Here is a 17,239-nt window from a genome sequence, read left to right as displayed (position 1 = left end):
AATGAAGGGCGATCGTCGTTTGAGATTTTCGAAAACTTTTATTCCCTCGCTCAAGAGGGCTTTTCTGCCATATTAGATGCCCAGAGTATCTATAACAGTCCGCTCGCTTGGGCATGTTTAGCCACAGGGCGTCATGGTGAGTACCACGTCGACAGTTGGGCTGAGAAAGGGATGACACATCCTAGTACGTTGGATAGTCAACATCGTATCAGCGACGGGATCGAGAGTTTTCCGTTTATCCAACACGATACCCACTACATTGCCACCATCATTCCGATCGCCACCGGAACCCAGCAGCAGTGGAAACTGGTGTCCGTTGTGGACGCCATCAGTGACGAAGTCAACATTCACTCGATGGCGATGTTCAATAACTATTTAGATATGCTGGCGCTGTTTATCGAGCGTGACGCACTGATTGCCACCAGCAAACATAACGAGCAACAATCACAGCAACTGCTAGAACAACTCGAAGTGGTGTCCAATAGCTCAAACGATGGTATTTGGGAGTGGGACATCGCCGCTAACCATTTTCGCCTCAATGGTCGTTTACTGGCGATGGTGGGTATAGAGAGCAGCCGAACCAGCGGCGTCTACCCTCTCGAACAGGTCATCGAGTTAGCTCACCATGAAGATAGAGAGACGCTAAAGCAAGCGCTCAAGCAGCATCTGCGCGATCAAACCCCTTTCAAGTTGGAATTTCGCTTAAAAAGTTCGAAAGGTGAGATATTGTGGGTCAATGCGGCTGGTTCCGCCCTATATAATGCGCAGGGTCGCGCGGTGAAAATGATCGGCTCGGTCACCGATGTCACCGAGCGCCGAGTGAGCGCGGAAAAAATCCGTCAAATGGCCTATTACGACGCTCTAACAGGCGTAGCGAACCGCCGCAAGATCATTGAAGTCATGAACAGCCAACTTGCCGCCCTACCTACACAGCCCAAAGCGGTCATGTTGATGGATTTAAATCGCTTTAAATTCATCAACGATACTTTTGGTCATCATGTCGGTGACGCCTTGTTACAACATGTCACGCAACAAATACAAAGCACATTAGCCGCGACACATCGCATCGCCCGACTCGGGGGTGATGAGTTCTTACTCTTTTGCGATGTGGCAAACCGCGAACAAGCGCTGGCGCTCGCCAGTGATATGTTGGACGTCATCAAAAAACCGCTGCACTGCGAAGAGATTGAGCTGGTCGCCAGCGGCAGTATTGGCATTGCCATGTATCCGTGGGATGCGACAACACCCGATGATCTCATCAAGCGGGCAGACATTGCCATGTACCAAGCCAAGCGCCAAGGTGCAACACAGCCCGCCTGCTATCGCCAACAAGACGAAGAATCCCTGTTTGATAAAGTGACCATGGAGCATCACCTCAAGCTCGCGATTGAAAACCGCGAAATCGTCATGCACTACCAACCGCTGTTTTCCCCAACGGACAATCACTTTACCGCTGTGGAAGCCTTGGCGCGTTGGCACTCACCGCAGCTTGGACACGTTGCGCCGCATCAATTCATTCGTCTCGCAGAGGAAATCAACCTGATTGGTGCACTGGGTAAGCATCTGATTAATCAGGTGTGTCGCGACATAAAACAGTCCGTCAGCCTTAGCCGCTACCAGCATGTCTCTGTCAACTTGAGTGCAAAACAATTAATCCAACCCGACTTCGCCCATGAGCTGATCACCATCATTCATCACCACCACCTTCCTGTCAGCCGTTTTTGTTTTGAGGTCACAGAAACCGCCGCCATCACAGATTTCGACGCCTGCTTACAAGCGCTCACCACCTTGAGCCAAGCGGGCGCGAAGATCTCACTCGATGATTTCGGCGCCGGCTTCTCCTCTCTCTCTTTACTGCAAAAACTGCCGATTGATGAGATAAAAATTGACCGTTCGTTTGTCAAAGACATCGTGTTTAACGACAACGACCTTAACTTTGTCTCGACCATCGTCGTGATGGCGAGAGGGCTTGGGCTGCGCGTCGTGGTAGAGGGCGTGGAAACCACCGCGCATTTGGATAAACTCACCAAACTGGACGTGGATTTCTTGCAAGGCTACTGTTTTGCTATGCCGAGCCCTATAGAGCAACTCAGTCACTACGTTCCGGCGCAACAACCCGCCTTGACTGAACCTTCAGCATTAGAAACAACACAGCCCGTCGATTGACGGGCTGTGAGTGTGAAACATGAACGTAATGGATTAATGATGTTCTTCGTCGAGTAGATCATCTTTGGCGGCCAACAAGTATTGCGCCATCGACCAGTAGGTAAGAAACGTCGCGACGTATAATGCCGCGTAGCCGAGCCAAATCATCCAATCATCGTAACGCCAAATCAGAACCCAAAGCGCAAACATCTGGCTCACCGTCTTCACTTTGCCAACCCAAGAGACGGCGACACTGGCGCGTTTGCCGATTTCCGCCATCCATTCACGTAACGCAGAGATGATGATCTCTCGGGCAATCATGGTGACAGCAGGGATGGTCACCCAAATGGAGTGAAAGTGCTCGGTAATCAGAATCAAGGCGGTTGCCACCAGCACTTTGTCCGCAACAGGATCGATAAACGCACCAAAACGGGAAGTTTGACCCAGTTTTCGCGCCAACATGCCATCTAACCAATCGGTGAACCCTGCCACAAAGAAAATCATTGCCGCCGCGAATGGAGCCCAAGCGTAAGGAAGATAAAATGCCACGACGAAAATGGGAATCAAGAAAAGTCGCAACAAAGACAGTAGGTTCGGAATGTTTAAACGCATATTTATTTAAGGCTCTTTTTGTGTGCGTACGGCTGGCAATCCGCCGTTTTGGCGGGCTCTTATGTTGCGGGATTTTTCTTATTGTTTCAATGCTTGATAGATGTTTTCTGCCAAAGAGTGGCTGATGCCCGGAACTTTGGCGATTTCTTCAACAGTTGCACGTTTGAGCTCTTGTAAACCGCCCATGTATTTCAGCAGCGCCTGACGACGTTTCGGTCCTATGCCTTCAATGCCTTCAAGTGCACTCGTACGGCGTGTTTTACCACGTTTCGCACGATGCCCGGCAATCGCATGATTGTGGCTCTCATCGCGAATGTGCTGCATCAAATGCAAAGCAGGCGCGTCACTGGGCAAGTTGAACTCTTCACCATCGGTGGTGATTAAGGTTTCGAGGCCAGGTTTTCGTGTCACCCCTTTCGCAATACCAATCAGTTTGGGTCGCTTTGGCCAATCTCCCCAGTATTGCGAAATGATGTCATAGGCTCGGTTAAGCTGACCTTTACCACCGTCAATAAAGACAATATCGGGGATTTTTTCGACATCTAGCTGCTTGGCGTATCGGCGCTCAAGGGCTTGCCCCATCGCGGCGTAATCATCGCCACCGGCGATCCCGGTAATGTTGTAGCGTCGATACTCTTGCTTCAAAGGGCCTTCGTGATTAAATACCACACAAGAGGCAATCGTACTCTCACCCATGGTGTGCGAGATATCAAAACACTCCATTCTGGCGATCGTCTCCATACCCAATACCTCCCGAAGAGCTTTGAAGCGCTGAGAGATGGTCATTTTATGGTTGATCTTGGTGGTGATTGCCGTCAGTGCATTGGTGTTCGCCAGTTTGAGGTAGCGACTCCGTGTCCCTGTCGGATTGGTATGAAAATGGACTTTACGACCGAGCCGCTCACTGAGGGCAGTTTGCAACGCTTTGGTTTCGTCGCTTAACCCGGCATTTAAGATAATACGCGTCGGTACGGTGCGTGCTTCATTGTGCGCGAGGTAGTACTGAGTCAGGAAACTGTGAAAGACTTCTTGTGCATCCGTCTCTGCTGGGATCTTAGGGAAATGGCTTCGAGAGCCAAGTACCTTGCCTTGGCGAATCATCAAGATGTGGATACACGCGATGCCTTTCTCTTGAGCAAAACCCAGTACATCCATGTCGTCCATCGAATCTTCAGAGACAAATTGCTGCTCTTGCACGCGGCGGATAGCTTGAATCTGATCGCGAAACTTAGCCGCATCTTCAAAGCGCAGTGACTGACTCGCCTGCTCCATTTTTTCCACCAGCGTCGAGAGCACTTGGCTGTCTTTGCCTTGTAAGAACAAGCGCACGAGATCAACTAACTCTTGATATTCCGCGTCAGAAATAACGTCACTGACACAAGGTGCAGCACAGCGACCAATTTGGTACATCAAACAAGGGCGGGTGCGATTGCTGTATACCGTATCCTCACATTGACGAACCGGAAAGATCTTCTGAATCAGATGCAACGTTTCTCGAACAGCACCAGAGTCAGGATACGGACCAAAATACTCACCTTTGCGCTTTTTCGCCCCACGATGCATTGAAAGTCGAGGGTGCTTATGACCACTGACAAAGATGTACGGATAGGATTTGTCGTCACGCAATAGCACATTGTACTTAGGCAAATACTGCTTAATGTAATTGTGTTCAAGAATAAGGGCTTCCGTCTCCGTGTGCGTAACGGTGACATCTATCTTGGCGATATGGCTGACGAGCGCGCGAGTCTTCTCGCTATCCACATTTTTGCGGAAATAGCTAGAGAGGCGCTTTTTGAGGTCTTTGGCTTTGCCGACATAAATAACCTCAGCCTCGGTGTTGTACATGCGGTACACACCGGGCTGATTGGTCACAGTCTTAAGGAAGGTTACCGAGTCAAACGTTTGTGTCACTAGAGGGTCTCGGTGTCGAGCATTCCATGTCGTATCGCTAGGTGCGTCAATTCAACATCGCCACTGATGTGCAGCTTATTGAACAAACGGTAGCGATAGCTGTTTACCGTTTTGGGGCTAAGATTGAGTTGTTCGGAAATGTCCGTCACTTTTTGCCCCTTGGTGATCATCATCATGATTTGCAGCTCACGCTCTGATAAATCAGCGAATGGATTTTCAGAAGCGGGTGAGAATTGGCTTAATGCCATCTGCTGCGCTATCTCTGGTGAGATGTAACGCTGACCACTGTGAACAACGCGGATCGCGTTGACCATTTCATCAGGACCTGCACCTTTGGTTAAATAACCTGCAGCTCCCGCTTGCATCACTTTCGTTGGAAACGGATTTTCCGTATGAACAGTCAAAACAATGATTTTTACATCTGGATTGAATCGCAGGATTTTCTTTGTCGCTTCTAAGCCACCAATACCGGGCATATTCATATCCATCAAAATGACGTCTGCATGATTGCTACGACACCATTTTGCTGCATCTTCACCGCTTACAGCTTCCCCTGCTACGTTCATTCCACGGACGTCTTCAATAATACGTCGTATCCCTGTGCGAACCAGCTCGTGATCATCTACAAGGAAAACATTTATCAAACTTGTATCTCCACACTTTTAACTTGGCTCTGCACCCACTTATACAGTGGATAACAGCATGGCTGCCTAGTTTAACTCATTTTGGTTTTTATTGCCTGCACTGAATATGTGCCCAAACGCAAAGTTTAGCAAGAACTTATTTTCATAACTGTTGGGCTGCACTTAATTAACCTAAGAATCAATAGTTTGACACTATTTTAAGCGATAGATTCTCAACATTTGGAGCATGAATACTTTATTCGTAGCTATGCATTGAAAATGCAATCAATTTCAACTATTCATAAAAAGGATGTAACGAATTGCGTTGCATAACCTTCGTTGGCATTAAGCTGACGAACCATAATGATATAAGGATATGGTATGAAAAAGCTTCTCGCAGTGGCAGCACTGGCTTCAACTCTTCCTCTCTCAAACGTCGCAATGGCCGATTCTGATATCGGTTGTGGTCTAGGTACCATGATTTTTGATGGTAAATCTGGCAAAGTCTTCAAAGTGCTAGGCGCCACAACAAACGGTACGTTCGGTAACCAAACCTTTGGTATTACATTTGGTACATTGGGATGTGATGGCAACGGCACGATCAACTCAGCGCAGAAATTAGCCCTGTTTATCGATGGCAACATGGACAATCTTGCGCGTGACATCGCGAAAGGCGAAGGTGAAACGCTCGCGACACTTTCTGAAGTGTGGGGCATCCAAGAATCAGATAAAGGCGCGTTCAATACGCTAGCGCAAGAGAACTTCTCGCAAGTGTTCCAGTCTGAAAACGTCACGTCTGAAGAGGTGTTCACCAACCTCAACGCCTTGGTTTCAAGCGACCAAACACTGGCCAACTACGCGATTTAATCCTCGCTTAAAAGGCGCTGCACGCTTGTGTGGCGTCTTTTATCCTCTCAAACTTGTATTGAATATCACTGTAACACTCGTATTATCAGCATGTTGGCGTTAAAGTCATCGCAAGCCGATTTAGGATCTCCCCGACCAACTATGAAAAAACTGATGCCACTCACTGGCGCCTTACTTGCACTTTCTTCCCCTCTTTGCTTGGCGCAAGCCGAGTCGCCGACCGAGGTCGCACTAGACGTCGCAACGTTAGCTCACTCTTCATATTGGCAGAAACTGGGCCACTATCAGAGCCATTGGTCTGGCCGTATAGAGAGCCAAGTAGATTCGGACGAATTCTTTTTCTCTGCACAGGGTAAGCGTTCGCCAGAGCGAGAGCTTGAGGCGACTATTCATGCGTTCTATCAGCAGGAGGAAGCACAAGCCCACATTGCAAGGTGCCAATTTCCCGCACGCTTTACTTGGCTTGAAGAGCAACAAGGACGACGAGCGACGCTCGACTGCCCGGAGTTGGAGACATGGAAGGCGGTACTGGATCCTCAAGGACTCACACTGGTGTTTCCTACTGCTTTTATGAACAACCCGTCCTCCATGTTTGGCCACACCCTGCTGCGCGTCGACGCCAAAGACCAGACGCGTCATAAAGAGTTAGTTGCGTTTGCGGTGAATTTCGCCGCGGAGCCGGAAACGCAAGACAACGCAGCACTCTATGCGATGAAAGGGTTGTTTGGCGCTTATCCAGGTCGCTATACCGTGATGCCCTATTACAGAAAGGTAAGGGAATACAATGACATCGAGTCGAGAGATATTTGGGAATACCCCCTCAACTTAACAGAAGATGAAGTGGAACGGGTCTTACTGCATCTCTGGGAAATGCAGCAAGCTCAATTTGATTACTATTTCTTGGATGAAAACTGCTCTTACCAACTGCTCGCTCTTTTGGAATTGGCTCGTGAAGATCTCTATTTAGTCGATCAGTTCCCCGTTCAGGCCATTCCTTCGGATACAGTCAAAGCCCTCGCTGCGCAAGATCTGTTAGCCGCGCCCCAGTATCGTGCGGCCTTTGGTACACGCTTACTGCATCAATCGCAGTCGATGAGTGATGAGCGCTTTGCTGCGGCGCAACGCGCAAAAAAGGGCATCTACCCTAGCGCATCAGAATACAGTGATGCAGAACGTGCGGCGATCCTTGAGTTCGCCTATGAGTGGCTTAACTTTGAGCTCTACGACCTAGGGTTAGAGCGCGACCCTACCGCCAAACAGCTCACCGACCTCTTGTATCAACGCAGTATCATTAAAACCCCCTCACCCTTCAGCGACGTCCCCGTACCTAGCGTATCGCCTGAAGATGGGCATGGTTCTGCGCGTGTCGGGCTAGGTTATCGCTATTCCGATTTCAACCGTCATCGGCTGACCTTAGATTGGCGCGCCGCGTATCATGATCTATTAGACTCGCAAGCTGGATTTATTCCCGGCGCACAAATTAGCTTTCTTGATGCGCAAATGAGCCTTGATGACAACGGCACAAGCCGGTTAGAGAAGCTGTATGTTATTGACGCAATGGCGCTTGCGCCGAGTAATCGCGTCTTCAGCAGTTGGGCATGGAATATTCGCATAGGCTTTGACAGACAGCCCGATAGCACCAACACGTCCGGACGCTGGTTCGGCCAAGGGGGAGTGGGAAAGGCATGGGGGGATCCCAATCTCGTACACGGCTATACGCTGCTCTCCGCTGAATTAAGTGGTGGTGCGCTGACCGACTACCAAGCCACTCTCGGCGCAGGGGCTGAGGTGGGCCTGCTCTATCAAATCAATCAGGCGCATAAAGTTAGCGTGCAGGGGCAGTACCTCAGTCTGGTCGATTCTCCTGCCTCTCACAAAGCGCAAGCCAGTGCCCACTGGCATTGGTCCACGACGTCAGATTTCGCCCTTCGCAGTGAAGTAAGCTACCAGCACTGGCATCGTGACGAGCTTCTCGCGCAGTTGACGGCTTACGTTTATTACTAGCGTTATCCCTTAGCCGCCTGTGCTACACTGGGCGAGCATGGCCCATCACCGCATCCAATTGGGGTTATCATGCTCACCAAGGAACACGCTTTACTATGACCATTCAACACGGTTTTCTACTGACACGCCAAGCACGCGATGTTGGACGCCGCACTCAAATTGACCTCTGGCTCTCTACCGCGCAAGGGCCGATGCAACTGGTCATTGAGGGCGAAAAACCCGTGTTCTTTATCCCGCAATCGCATATAGACCAAGCGCGCGAGATCAACTTACAGCATGGGTTCGATGCCACTATCCAACCCCTCGAACTGAAAGACTTTACCCACACCCCTCTCGCGGCTTGCTACAGTGCCACCATTCAAACGGCGACGGCCTTCAGCCAACAGTTGAAGCAGCAAGATGTCCTCGTTTTGGAAGACGACATACGCCTTGCGGATAGATTCCTCATGGAACGATTTATTCAGGGTAGCGTAGAGTTTGTCGGTCACGTAGAGCAAAAGTCAGGCTATGTTCGAGTCAGCAACGCCAAATGTCGCCAAGGCCAATACACCCCAACACTCCATGTGGTGTCGCTTGATATCGAATGCTCCGAAAAAGGCCTTCTCTATTCGATCGGGTTAGACAGCCCCAAAGACAGTCGCGTGATTATGGTGGGAACGCCACAAGCCGCCGATACTCCGATAGAGTGGGTCAGTGATGAGAAAGCCCTCCTCCAAGCTCTGGTTCACTGGTTCCAAACCTATGATCCCGATGTGGTCATCGGATGGAACGTGATTGATTTTGACTTTCGCTTGCTCGATAAACGAGCCCAATGGCACAAGATGGCGCTCTACTTAGGGCGAGGCAACCAAAAAGCCTACTTCCGCTCATCTGCATCGACCGGCCAAGCGTTCATCTCGATCCCAGGTCGCGTCGTCATGGACGGTATCGACACGTTAAAAACCGCGACTTACCACTTTCGCAGTTGGTCATTGGAGTCCGTTTCTCAGGAGCTTCTTGGCGAAGGGAAACAGATCCACAACGTCCATGATCGCATGGATGAAATTAACCACATGTTTCGACACGACAAACCCTCTCTCGCCCGCTACAACCTGCAAGACTGTGTATTGGTCAATAAAATCTTCGCCCATACCCATTTGCTCGATTTTGCCATCGAACGATCGCGGTTAACCGGTGTTGAGTTGGATCGCGTCGGAGGCTCTGTCGCCGCATTCACCAACCTCTACCTACCGCAGATCCATCGCGCCGGTTACGTGGCACCCAACTTACAGCCTGAAAACTGGCTAGCCAGTCCCGGGGGCTATGTGATGGATTCAATCCCGGGTTTGTACGATTCGGTGCTGGTGCTGGATTTTAAAAGCCTCTACCCTTCGATCATTCGCAGCTTTCTGATTGACCCAATCGGGCTAGTCGAAGGGCTGAAGCTTGAGGTGGGTAAAGAGGCCCACCAAGCGGTGGAAGGCTTTCGTGGCGGCCAGTTCCACCGCAGCACCCACTTTCTGCCTACCATGATTGAAACCTTATGGGCCGCGCGCGATAGAGCGAAGAAAAACAATGAAAAGGCCTTTTCTCAGGCCATTAAGATCATCATGAACTCCTTCTATGGTGTATTAGGCTCCTCGGGCTGCCGCTTCTTTGATACACGCCTCGCCTCTAGCATCACCATGCGCGGCCACGAGATCATGAAGCAGACCAAACGCCTGATTGAATCCCAAGGCTATCAAGTGATCTACGGGGATACCGATTCGACCTTTGTGTCACTAGGGACAAGCTTAAGCCAGCAAGAAGCTGATGCTATAGGCCAGCAACTGACCACACACATTAATGCGTGGTGGAGTGAGTATCTTAGCCAAGAATACGGTTTAACCTCGATGCTTGAGCTGGAATACGAAACCCATTACAAAAAGTTTTTGATGCCAACGATACGCGGCCAAGAAACAGGGTCGAAAAAACGCTACGCAGGATTGATTGTCACCGAGAGCAACGAACACCTGGTGTTTAAAGGATTGGAAAGCGCCCGTACAGACTGGACGCCACTGGCACAGCGCTTTCAAAATGAGCTCTATCGCTTAGTCTTTCACGGTGAGGATCCGTGTCAATACGTTAGAGATTGTGTCGAGCAGACGTTAGACGGGCGCTTTGATGAGGAGTTAGTGTATCAGAAAAGGCTACGGCGCAAACTTCATGAGTATCAAAAGAACATTCCGCCTCAAGTGCGAGCCGCTCGAATGGCGGATGAAATAAACGCGCAACTTGGTCGACCTTTGCAATACCAAAACAAAGGCCGAATCGAGTACCTCATCACCACACAAGGGCCTGAACCCAAAGAGTATCGAAAGAGTCCGATTGATTATCAGCACTACATTGATAAACAACTCAAACCCGTCGCAGATGCAATTCTGCCCTTTATCGGGCTCGACTTTGCACGCTTGAGTGAGCCTCAACTTGGCTTGTTCTAACCGATTTTAAATTCCGTCTTTTGGTACTGTTTGACCAACCAATCACCAAAGGAATCCAACAGACCCACCACAGAGCGTTTAGGGATAACACGCCCAGACAGTAAAATCCCCAAGCGCTCAATGTCGAGCTGCTTTTCAGGATGGTAGCGTAAGAATTGCTGGCCGCACTCAATGGGATCATCGAACCACTGTTTGTCTCGAACCATCACCAATGAGTAGCTTGCTCGGAGCAGCTTTTTGGCGATGATGATTTGAGCATGACTTTGGTCTTCGGGTTTGTTGCTGCGCGCAATTCGATTGCGGTACACGGCAATCCAATCCTCGACGTCCATGTTCCACTGCTTAGCGATTTCCCAACTCGGCTCATAATCGCCAAAGCACTCCGAGAGATCTTCACCATGAATACACACCGCGCAATGACGCAATAAAAATCCCCAAGAAAGAATACCCTCTAAACTCGCCACCTCACTGGCTAAACCAGTTTTAAAAGCAACCCCAGTAATAAACGGATAACGCTTTTGAAAGTGAAATTTGATGGTATTAAACAGAGATGACCGCGAATCGCTAAAAGAGCGATGCGTAATCACGATGACATCCATATTGGACTTCCCTTCGACCGCCGTTTTACGCGCCACGCTGCCATAGAGATAAACGCTGTGGAGATTGTCACCCAGCCCACTTTGTAAATAGGCCATCAGCTCCCCTATTGCAGGCTGATAACGAGCTTGGAACGGTTGAGTTGGGTCGATAACGGGAAGAGGCATGCGGTAACAGTCTGAACTTATTGTCAATCAATGGTGACTTTAATGATCGCTCACACGCTCTGTGCAATCAAGTTATTCCTTCTCAAAGAATAACTGATATATAATGCGCCAAAATACACCCATATGAAGGAAAACGTTCATGCCTAAGGCAAGTGAGCTAAAGAAAGGTTTTGCGATTGTATCTAACGGCAAAACGCTACTCATCAAAGATATTGAAGTGACGACTCCTGGCGGTCGCGGCGGTTCAAAAATTTATAAACTGCGTTGCACTGATCTCACGACTGGTGCTCGCGTTGATGAGCGCTACAAGTCCGATGACGTACTTGACACTGTCGACATGTTCAAACGCGCCGCAGCATTCTCATACGTTGATGGTGACGAGTACATTTTCATGGACAATGAAGATTACACTCAGTACACCTTTAAACGCGATGATATCGAAGATGACTTGCTATTTATCACTGAAGAGATTCAAGGCTTACACGTGGTTTTAGTCAACGGCAATGCGGTTGCACTTGAACTGCCCGCTTCAGTTGAACTTGTGATTGAAGAGACCGACCCATCGATCAAGGGTGCGTCAGCATCTGCTCGCACCAAGCCTGCTCGTTTCTCGACTGGCCTTGTCGTGCAAGTACCTGAGTACATAGCCACTGGCGATCGCGTCATCATCAACACTGCTGAACGTAAATACACAAGCCGAGCGTAATATGTCTGATCTCATTTCTTACGATGACACCATTGACACGGCCTACGACATCTTTCTAGAGATGGCTCCCGATAATCTTGAGCCCGCAGATGTGATTCTGTTTACGGCGCAATTTGATGACCGTGGTGCTGCCGAACTGGTTGAAACCGGAGAAGATTGGGCGGGCCATGTTGGCTTTGATGTCGACAAAGAGACGTATGCAGAGGTTCGGGTTGGACTCGTCAATGAAGACAATGACGTGTTGGATGACGTATTCGCACGTCTATTAGTCAGCCGCGATCCAGAACATAAGTTTTGCCACATCCTGTGGAAGCGCGACTAACCCCCACTCTTGTATCGCCATGGCATAAAAACAAAAATCCCCGAGTCAAAGACTTGGGGATTTTTTATGGAATTCGGACTGCCATCATCGCACAGGGCGCTGTTTGTCAGATCAACCTTCTGTTTTCACGTTTTCAACTCGGGCTTTCAGTTTTTGCCCGGGACGGAAGGTGACTACACGGCGTGCACTGATAGGAATGTCTTCACCAGTTTTCGGGTTTCGACCTGGTCGTTCATTCTTATCACGAAGATCAAAATTTCCGAACCCTGACAGTTTTACCTGTTCGCCACTTTCTAGAGCTTTACGAATCTCTTCGAAAAACGCTTCAACCGTTTCCTTGGCATCCCGTTTACTGTATCCAAGCTTTTCAAACAGGTTTTCAGCCAAATCGGCTTTTGTGAGCGCCATAAAACTTTCCTCAAAGCTGTGTTAAACATAGTTGCGCCAAGGCAACACTCAGTACTTTCGGTAAGCCAATCAACAACATATCGGCGTTACTTTGAAAAGTGTATGCCAAGCTTCTGATTTTCGCCAACTTTTTTATCTATCTGCCTATCACTTGGCGAGAAAGTCAACAGTAACGAAACGCTAAGCATCAGAATTATAAATAGATTTCACCGCAACTTAGCAATCAATCATGCCAAAGTTCTGTGAAAAAATCGTCCGATTTTAGTGAATAATGTCATTTTGATAATTAAATCAACAACCCAACACTTAAATAGCGTTAGGTCACAAAATTATCGCAAGCCAGATTTTGTTGCATCGCGCATCGAACCACGCTCATCATTTCTTGGGATTAAGATCCAACCAGAATATTAACCAAGTTGCATTAGTGTGAATTATGTGCAACAACAAGAGTGTTCACATAAAAATAAATACGACAACGTCATGGCGACCAACCGCTCCCGAGCAAACAGCCCCCTATCGGTGAGACCAATTTCTGCGTCCGTCTCTAAAGAGGAAGCAAAACATGCTTGGTTTTATCAGGTAGAAGAAAACTATGCCGAAGAGGCGAATGTGTTTTTTCAAAAAGCACTGGATTGTCGTGTACGCGCTTTAAAACTCTGCCTTTCGTATGATGGTTCACCACCCCTAGAGCAACAACTCTCTTCCCGCGCTTATTTTGATTCACTCGCCCTCCCACAAGGTGAACTGAGGTACTATGATTACCAAAAACTAAGCACTCCAGAGCTCTCCAGAACAGACGCGAATCATCACAATCAGAGCGGTCATCGATACTGCCAACCTAACGATAAAAACAACGCGCAATCACAACAACGTCAACCCATGGTGAAATCCAGAACTCATGCTTAATTTTGTCCTTCAAGAGCTTATGTACCCCAAGGCCATCGTGCTGTTTATGACAGCGATGTTGGTACTGACTTGGTCTAGTTACTTCTGTTACTCACTGTATAAAAAGCACGGTGCAAGCAGTCTTAACAGCTACTTTTACTATGTGACCTACACATTTGGCTTGTTTATTTGGATTCTTAGTAACTACTACTTTCATACCGGATTGCTGCCATTGCTCGGTGAGAAAGCGGCGGTCTTAATGGCGATTGTCGCCAATATTTCTGCGCTAGTCGCCTTCGCTTCTGCGTATCATTTTACCGCTAAGCTGCGCACCTATTACGCAAGTAAACGCGTCCCCGTGTTCCAATCCATTGTGGCATGGAGCGTATTTGCTTTTGGTTTAGCTTGTAACCTTTTACCGGATTTGACCGTACAAGGCGCCTCTATTTCAGGCCCAAGTCAGTTCGTATTAGAGTTTGGTCCGTATACTCAGCCCTTTTTCCTCGGTTTGACCACCTTGGTGGTGCTGACGTTTATCAATCTGCTCTCTCTAACGGCAAGCGAAAACCGTATTCAACGAACTCGAATCAACTACATGATTCTTGGCATGGCCATTTTTATGTGCTCAACGGCGGTCATTCAGCTTGGCTTTACTTATTTCCTCAATGACTTCTCGTTGACTTGGCTACCACCTGCACTCTCTGTCAGCGAAATGCTCTTCATGGGCTACGCGCTGCTCACCTCTCGCTTTTATAGCTCGCGCTATATTCTGTATATCGGTTTGAGCTTCGCCGTGACGCTGTTCGTCTATTTTTCTGCCATCACCTTACTGCCCATATTTGATGATTCACACGCGTTTGAGGTGGTCACCATAGTCGCGATTGTTGGCTTATCTTGGTCCAAACTTTACCGCAGCTTGCAACGTTCCATTAGCTATATTGTGTATGGCGATCCGGTGTCTCCAGTGGAAAAAATCATCAAGTTGGAGAACGAATTTCATCACTCACCAACGCAAGCGATGGACAAACTCGCACGCTACCTCGATGTACCTGAAAATAAACTGCGCTTGTTGGATGACTTTCAAGGAGCAAGCTTTTACCGTGATTACTTTGAAACCCACACCGCACCACTTGTGCTCGATGAGGTGGAAGAAGCGATGGCAAAAAGTGGCAGTAGCAAACTGAGTCAAGTTCGCTCAGCGATGAAAAAGACACAATCCGCCCTAGTTCTGCCTATTTATGAAGGTCGAAATAAACTGTCGCATGTCTTGGTCTCAAGTGAGAAAGATGGCGGATTAAACTTCTCCTATGAGGAACTTGAAGCGCTGCAACGGGTGCTCTCCAAAGTTCAAGCGCACATCAACTACGAACGTAAGGTCAAACAGTCTCAGGCATTAGCCAATTCCATTGCACATGAAATGCGTAACCCACTCAGCCAAGTGCAGTATGAGTTTGAGCATCTCAACTTAAAAATTCGCCATTTGCCCGCCCATTTTGAATTGATGACACACGTCGACAACGGCAAGCAAGCCGTCCTGCGTGGTCGCCAGCTGATCGATATCATATTGCGAGAGGTGAACAGTGCCTCGCTGGATCAAGAGCCCGCGTTGGCAACATCGATCAGCGCCTGCGTGCGCAGCGCTGTCGAAAACTATGGCTTTGACGATGAACCCACTCGCCGCCGTGTCCACCTAAAACTGAATCAAGATTTTGTCGCTAAGGTAAACGAGACACTGTTTAACTTTGTGATTTTCAATCTCCTTCGCAACGCCATTTACTATTTTGACTCTTACCCAGATAGCCACATCACCATTGAAACCGTGCCAGGGGAGAACGACAACCGACTCGTTGTTACCGACACAGGCCCAGGTATTCCAGCGGATCTTCTTGAGCGTATTTTTGATGATTTCTTCAGTCACCGTAAGAGTGGTGGTAGTGGGCTAGGTCTGGGCTATTGTCAACGCGTGATGAAAGCGTTTGGTGGGACAATTCAGTGCCGCTCAGAACAAGGCAAATTTACCGAGTTCACGTTGAGCTTTCCCCCCACCACGCAAAAGCCTGTCGTCACGCCGAATAAATCAACGCCCGCCGCTGAGCCTACAAATAAAGTAAAACCGCGTGATCGCCAAGTGGTTTCGAGCCCTACCGCTCCGGGTGCGCCAGTGGTGTTGGTGGTCGATGATAAAGAAGTGCAACGTGCGTTAGTCAAACTGTACGTCGAACAACTGGGCTATCGAGTGATTATGGCAAATAACGGTCGAACCGCGCTCGACATCATTCACGATAATCCCGTTGAGTTGGTGTTTATGGATATCCAGATGCCGGTCATGGATGGCTTTGAAGCCTCGAGACGCATCAAGGAGTCTTACCCAAGCATTCCTATTATTGCGCTCAGCGGAGAGGCAGAGAGCGCCAGTGTCACGAAAATGGCCAAGCTGATGGATGGTCGCCTCACCAAGCCAGCAACCAAAGAGGCCTTGGCGAGTGTGCTCAACCGTTTCTTTTACAAAGAAGAAGTGTTGTAACGATACGCAGTGAGGCGTTCTCCCTCACTCACCTAGACGCTCAAGCACTTTTTCACATAGCTGCTTGAGCATCACCATCTCTTCCAGGGGTAAATTGATTTTACATGACAGCGCAGAGGGCACGGTAAGGGCTTGCTGCTTCAACGCTTTTCCGTGCGAGGTGAGATTGAGGACCCGCACGCGCTCATCATTCTCACTGCGCGCTCGTTCTACAAACCTTTTACTTTCCAAACGTTTTAACAGTGGCGTCAAGGTCCCTGAATCGAGGTATAACCGAGCACCCAGCTCTTTGACACTGACGCCATCTTGCTCCCACAGCACCATCATCACTAGGTATTGCGCGTAGGTGAGATCCAATGCATCCAGTAGCGGTCTGTATGCTCGGCCAACTGCGTTAGCCGCACTGTATAGTGGAAAACAGACTTGATTCTCGAGTTTTATTTTATCCTCATCACTCAAGGGGGGCGTCACATGACAAGTGTCCATAGCATTCACCTTAAAAATAAATTGCGCACAATATAGTTGCAAAACAACTTGGGTTCGATATATGATTGCAAACAATTAGATTGCGCACAACTTAAATAACCAAGGAGATACCCATGAGCACACTCTACAAAACTCAAGCAACCGCATCTGCTGGCCGTAACGGTCAGGTTCAAACTGACGACGGTCTACTTTCGCTTAGCCTTGCTTATCCGAAAGAGATGGGCGGCACCGGTGCGGCGACTAACCCAGAGCAACTATTTGCCGCAGGTTATGCAGCCTGTTTTTCCAACGCTCTGCTCCACGTTGCGCGTGAAGGCAAGGTCACATTGAAAGAAGCGCCAGTGACCGCTGAAGTCGGTATCGGTCCAAATGAGCAAGGTGGCTTTGCACTCACCGTGAGCTTGAACGTCGCACTCGCTCTCGACGATGCGCAAGCACTAGAACTGACGAAAATCGCTCACCAAGTGTGTCCATACTCCAACGCCGTTCGTGGCAACATTGACGTTCATGTCACGGTGAATGG

The 17,239-nt window shown here is 48.9% G+C and carries 15 protein-coding genes; 9 read left to right on the top strand and 6 right to left on the bottom strand.

All coding sequences use genetic code 11. From position 1 onward, the window contains the following. Nucleotides 1–2,166 (top strand): putative bifunctional diguanylate cyclase/phosphodiesterase (locus AC6R1O_RS19390; RefSeq protein ID WP_500657649.1); only part of this gene is annotated, 2,166 nt, incomplete at its 5' end. A gap of 33 nt (nt 2,167–2,199) precedes the next feature. Here AC6R1O_RS19390 and pgsA read toward each other — a convergent pair. The 3 genes from pgsA to uvrY form a co-directional block, all read right to left on the bottom strand. Next, nucleotides 2,200–2,757, bottom strand: a complete 558-nt coding sequence (gene pgsA / locus AC6R1O_RS19385; protein WP_334550665.1) for a CDP-diacylglycerol--glycerol-3-phosphate 3-phosphatidyltransferase — start codon at nt 2,755–2,757, stop codon at nt 2,200–2,202. Between the two features lie 78 nt (nt 2,758–2,835). After that, nucleotides 2,836–4,668, bottom strand: a complete 1,833-nt coding sequence (gene uvrC, locus AC6R1O_RS19380) for an excinuclease ABC subunit UvrC (RefSeq protein ID WP_500632466.1) — start codon at nt 4,666–4,668, stop codon at nt 2,836–2,838. Further along, nucleotides 4,668–5,312, bottom strand: a complete 645-nt coding sequence (gene uvrY / locus AC6R1O_RS19375; protein ID WP_334550669.1) for a UvrY/SirA/GacA family response regulator transcription factor — start codon at nt 5,310–5,312, stop codon at nt 4,668–4,670. Before uvrY ends, uvrC begins: the two co-directional genes overlap by 1 nt. 360 nt (nt 5,313–5,672) lie before the next feature. Here uvrY and AC6R1O_RS19370 point away from each other — a divergent pair, with 360 nt between their 5' ends. The 3 genes from AC6R1O_RS19370 (at nt 5,673) to AC6R1O_RS19360 (ending at nt 10,621) form a co-directional block, all read left to right on the top strand. Beyond that, nucleotides 5,673–6,158 (top strand): DUF3015 domain-containing protein, encoded by a 486-nt coding sequence (locus tag AC6R1O_RS19370; protein WP_500632467.1) that lies wholly within the window; start codon nt 5,673–5,675, stop codon nt 6,156–6,158. Between the two features lie 141 nt (nt 6,159–6,299). Further along, nucleotides 6,300–8,162: an Lnb N-terminal periplasmic domain-containing protein gene (locus AC6R1O_RS19365; protein WP_500632468.1), complete on the top strand. Its 1,863-nt coding sequence runs from the start codon at nt 6,300–6,302 to the stop codon at nt 8,160–8,162. A gap of 95 nt (nt 8,163–8,257) precedes the next feature. After that, nucleotides 8,258–10,621 carry a DNA polymerase II gene (locus AC6R1O_RS19360; RefSeq protein WP_500632469.1) on the top strand — a complete coding sequence of 788 codons (2,364 nt, stop codon included), beginning with the start codon at nt 8,258–8,260 and terminating at the stop codon, nt 10,619–10,621. On the opposite strand, the gene AC6R1O_RS19355 is transcribed toward AC6R1O_RS19360, so the two are convergent. Further along, complete coding sequence (locus tag AC6R1O_RS19355) at nt 10,618–11,385, bottom strand: nucleotidyltransferase domain-containing protein (RefSeq protein ID WP_500627956.1); 768 nt, start codon at nt 11,383–11,385, stop codon at nt 10,618–10,620. The two genes, AC6R1O_RS19360 and AC6R1O_RS19355, sit on opposite strands and share 4 nt — an antisense overlap. Nucleotides 11,386–11,524: 139 nt before the next feature. On the opposite strand from AC6R1O_RS19355, the gene yeiP reads away from it, so the two are divergent. Then, nucleotides 11,525–12,091, top strand: a complete 567-nt coding sequence (gene yeiP / locus AC6R1O_RS19350; protein ID WP_334550677.1) for an elongation factor P-like protein YeiP — start codon at nt 11,525–11,527, stop codon at nt 12,089–12,091. Between the two features lies 1 nt (nt 12,092). Next, on the top strand, nt 12,093–12,413 hold the full coding sequence (locus tag AC6R1O_RS19345; RefSeq protein WP_334550678.1) for an HI1450 family dsDNA-mimic protein: 321 nt from the start codon (nt 12,093–12,095) through the stop codon (nt 12,411–12,413). 111 nt (nt 12,414–12,524) lie between these two features. Here AC6R1O_RS19345 and ihfA read toward each other — a convergent pair whose 3' ends face one another. After that, nucleotides 12,525–12,821, bottom strand: coding sequence for an integration host factor subunit alpha (ihfA, locus tag AC6R1O_RS19340; protein ID WP_334550680.1), 297 nt, complete (start codon nt 12,819–12,821; stop codon nt 12,525–12,527). 435 nt (nt 12,822–13,256) lie between these two features. On the opposite strand from ihfA, the gene AC6R1O_RS19335 reads away from it, so the two are divergent. Both AC6R1O_RS19335 and AC6R1O_RS19330 read left to right on the top strand, forming a co-directional pair. After that, entirely contained in the window at nt 13,257–13,727 is a 471-nt protein-coding gene (locus tag AC6R1O_RS19335) for a hypothetical protein (protein WP_500632470.1), read from the top strand. Then, nucleotides 13,720–16,230, top strand: a complete 2,511-nt coding sequence (locus AC6R1O_RS19330; protein WP_500632471.1) for a response regulator — start codon at nt 13,720–13,722, stop codon at nt 16,228–16,230. Before AC6R1O_RS19335 ends, AC6R1O_RS19330 begins: the two co-directional genes overlap by 8 nt. Nucleotides 16,231–16,254: 24 nt before the next feature. On the opposite strand, the gene ohrR is transcribed toward AC6R1O_RS19330, so the two are convergent. Then, nucleotides 16,255–16,716 (bottom strand): transcriptional regulator OhrR, encoded by a 462-nt coding sequence (ohrR, locus tag AC6R1O_RS19325; RefSeq protein ID WP_500631586.1) that lies wholly within the window; start codon nt 16,714–16,716, stop codon nt 16,255–16,257. Nucleotides 16,717–16,829: 113 nt separating this feature from the next. On the opposite strand from ohrR, the gene ohr reads away from it, so the two are divergent. After that, the coding region (ohr, locus tag AC6R1O_RS19320; RefSeq protein ID WP_500657648.1) for an organic hydroperoxide reductase Ohr at nt 16,830–17,239 on the top strand (410 nt) is incomplete at its 3' end.

The organism is Vibrio sp. R11-SG3-ISO3-SZ (assembly GCF_059834345.1).
This window is presented reverse-complemented; position numbering and strand designations above follow the sequence as displayed.

Bases quoted from the DNA above. Each gene is read 5' to 3' on its own strand.
- pgsA (WP_334550665.1), bottom strand. From the start codon at position 2,757: ATGCGTTTAAACATTCCGAACCTACTGTCTTTGTTGCGACTTTTCTTG.
- AC6R1O_RS19370 (WP_500632467.1), top strand. From the start codon at position 5,673: ATGAAAAAGCTTCTCGCAGTGGCAGCACTGGCTTCAACTCTTCCTCTC.
- AC6R1O_RS19365 (WP_500632468.1), top strand. From the start codon at position 6,300: ATGAAAAAACTGATGCCACTCACTGGCGCCTTACTTGCACTTTCTTCC.
- AC6R1O_RS19360 (WP_500632469.1), top strand. From the start codon at position 8,258: ATGACCATTCAACACGGTTTTCTACTGACACGCCAAGCACGCGATGTT.
- AC6R1O_RS19355 (WP_500627956.1), bottom strand. From the start codon at position 11,385: ATGCCTCTTCCCGTTATCGACCCAACTCAACCGTTCCAAGCTCGTTAT.
- yeiP (WP_334550677.1), top strand. From the start codon at position 11,525: ATGCCTAAGGCAAGTGAGCTAAAGAAAGGTTTTGCGATTGTATCTAAC.
- AC6R1O_RS19345 (WP_334550678.1), top strand. From the start codon at position 12,093: ATGTCTGATCTCATTTCTTACGATGACACCATTGACACGGCCTACGAC.
- ihfA (WP_334550680.1), bottom strand. From the start codon at position 12,821: ATGGCGCTCACAAAAGCCGATTTGGCTGAAAACCTGTTTGAAAAGCTT.
- AC6R1O_RS19330 (WP_500632471.1), top strand. From the start codon at position 13,720: ATGCTTAATTTTGTCCTTCAAGAGCTTATGTACCCCAAGGCCATCGTG.
- ohrR (WP_500631586.1), bottom strand. From the start codon at position 16,716: ATGGACACTTGTCATGTGACGCCCCCCTTGAGTGATGAGGATAAAATA.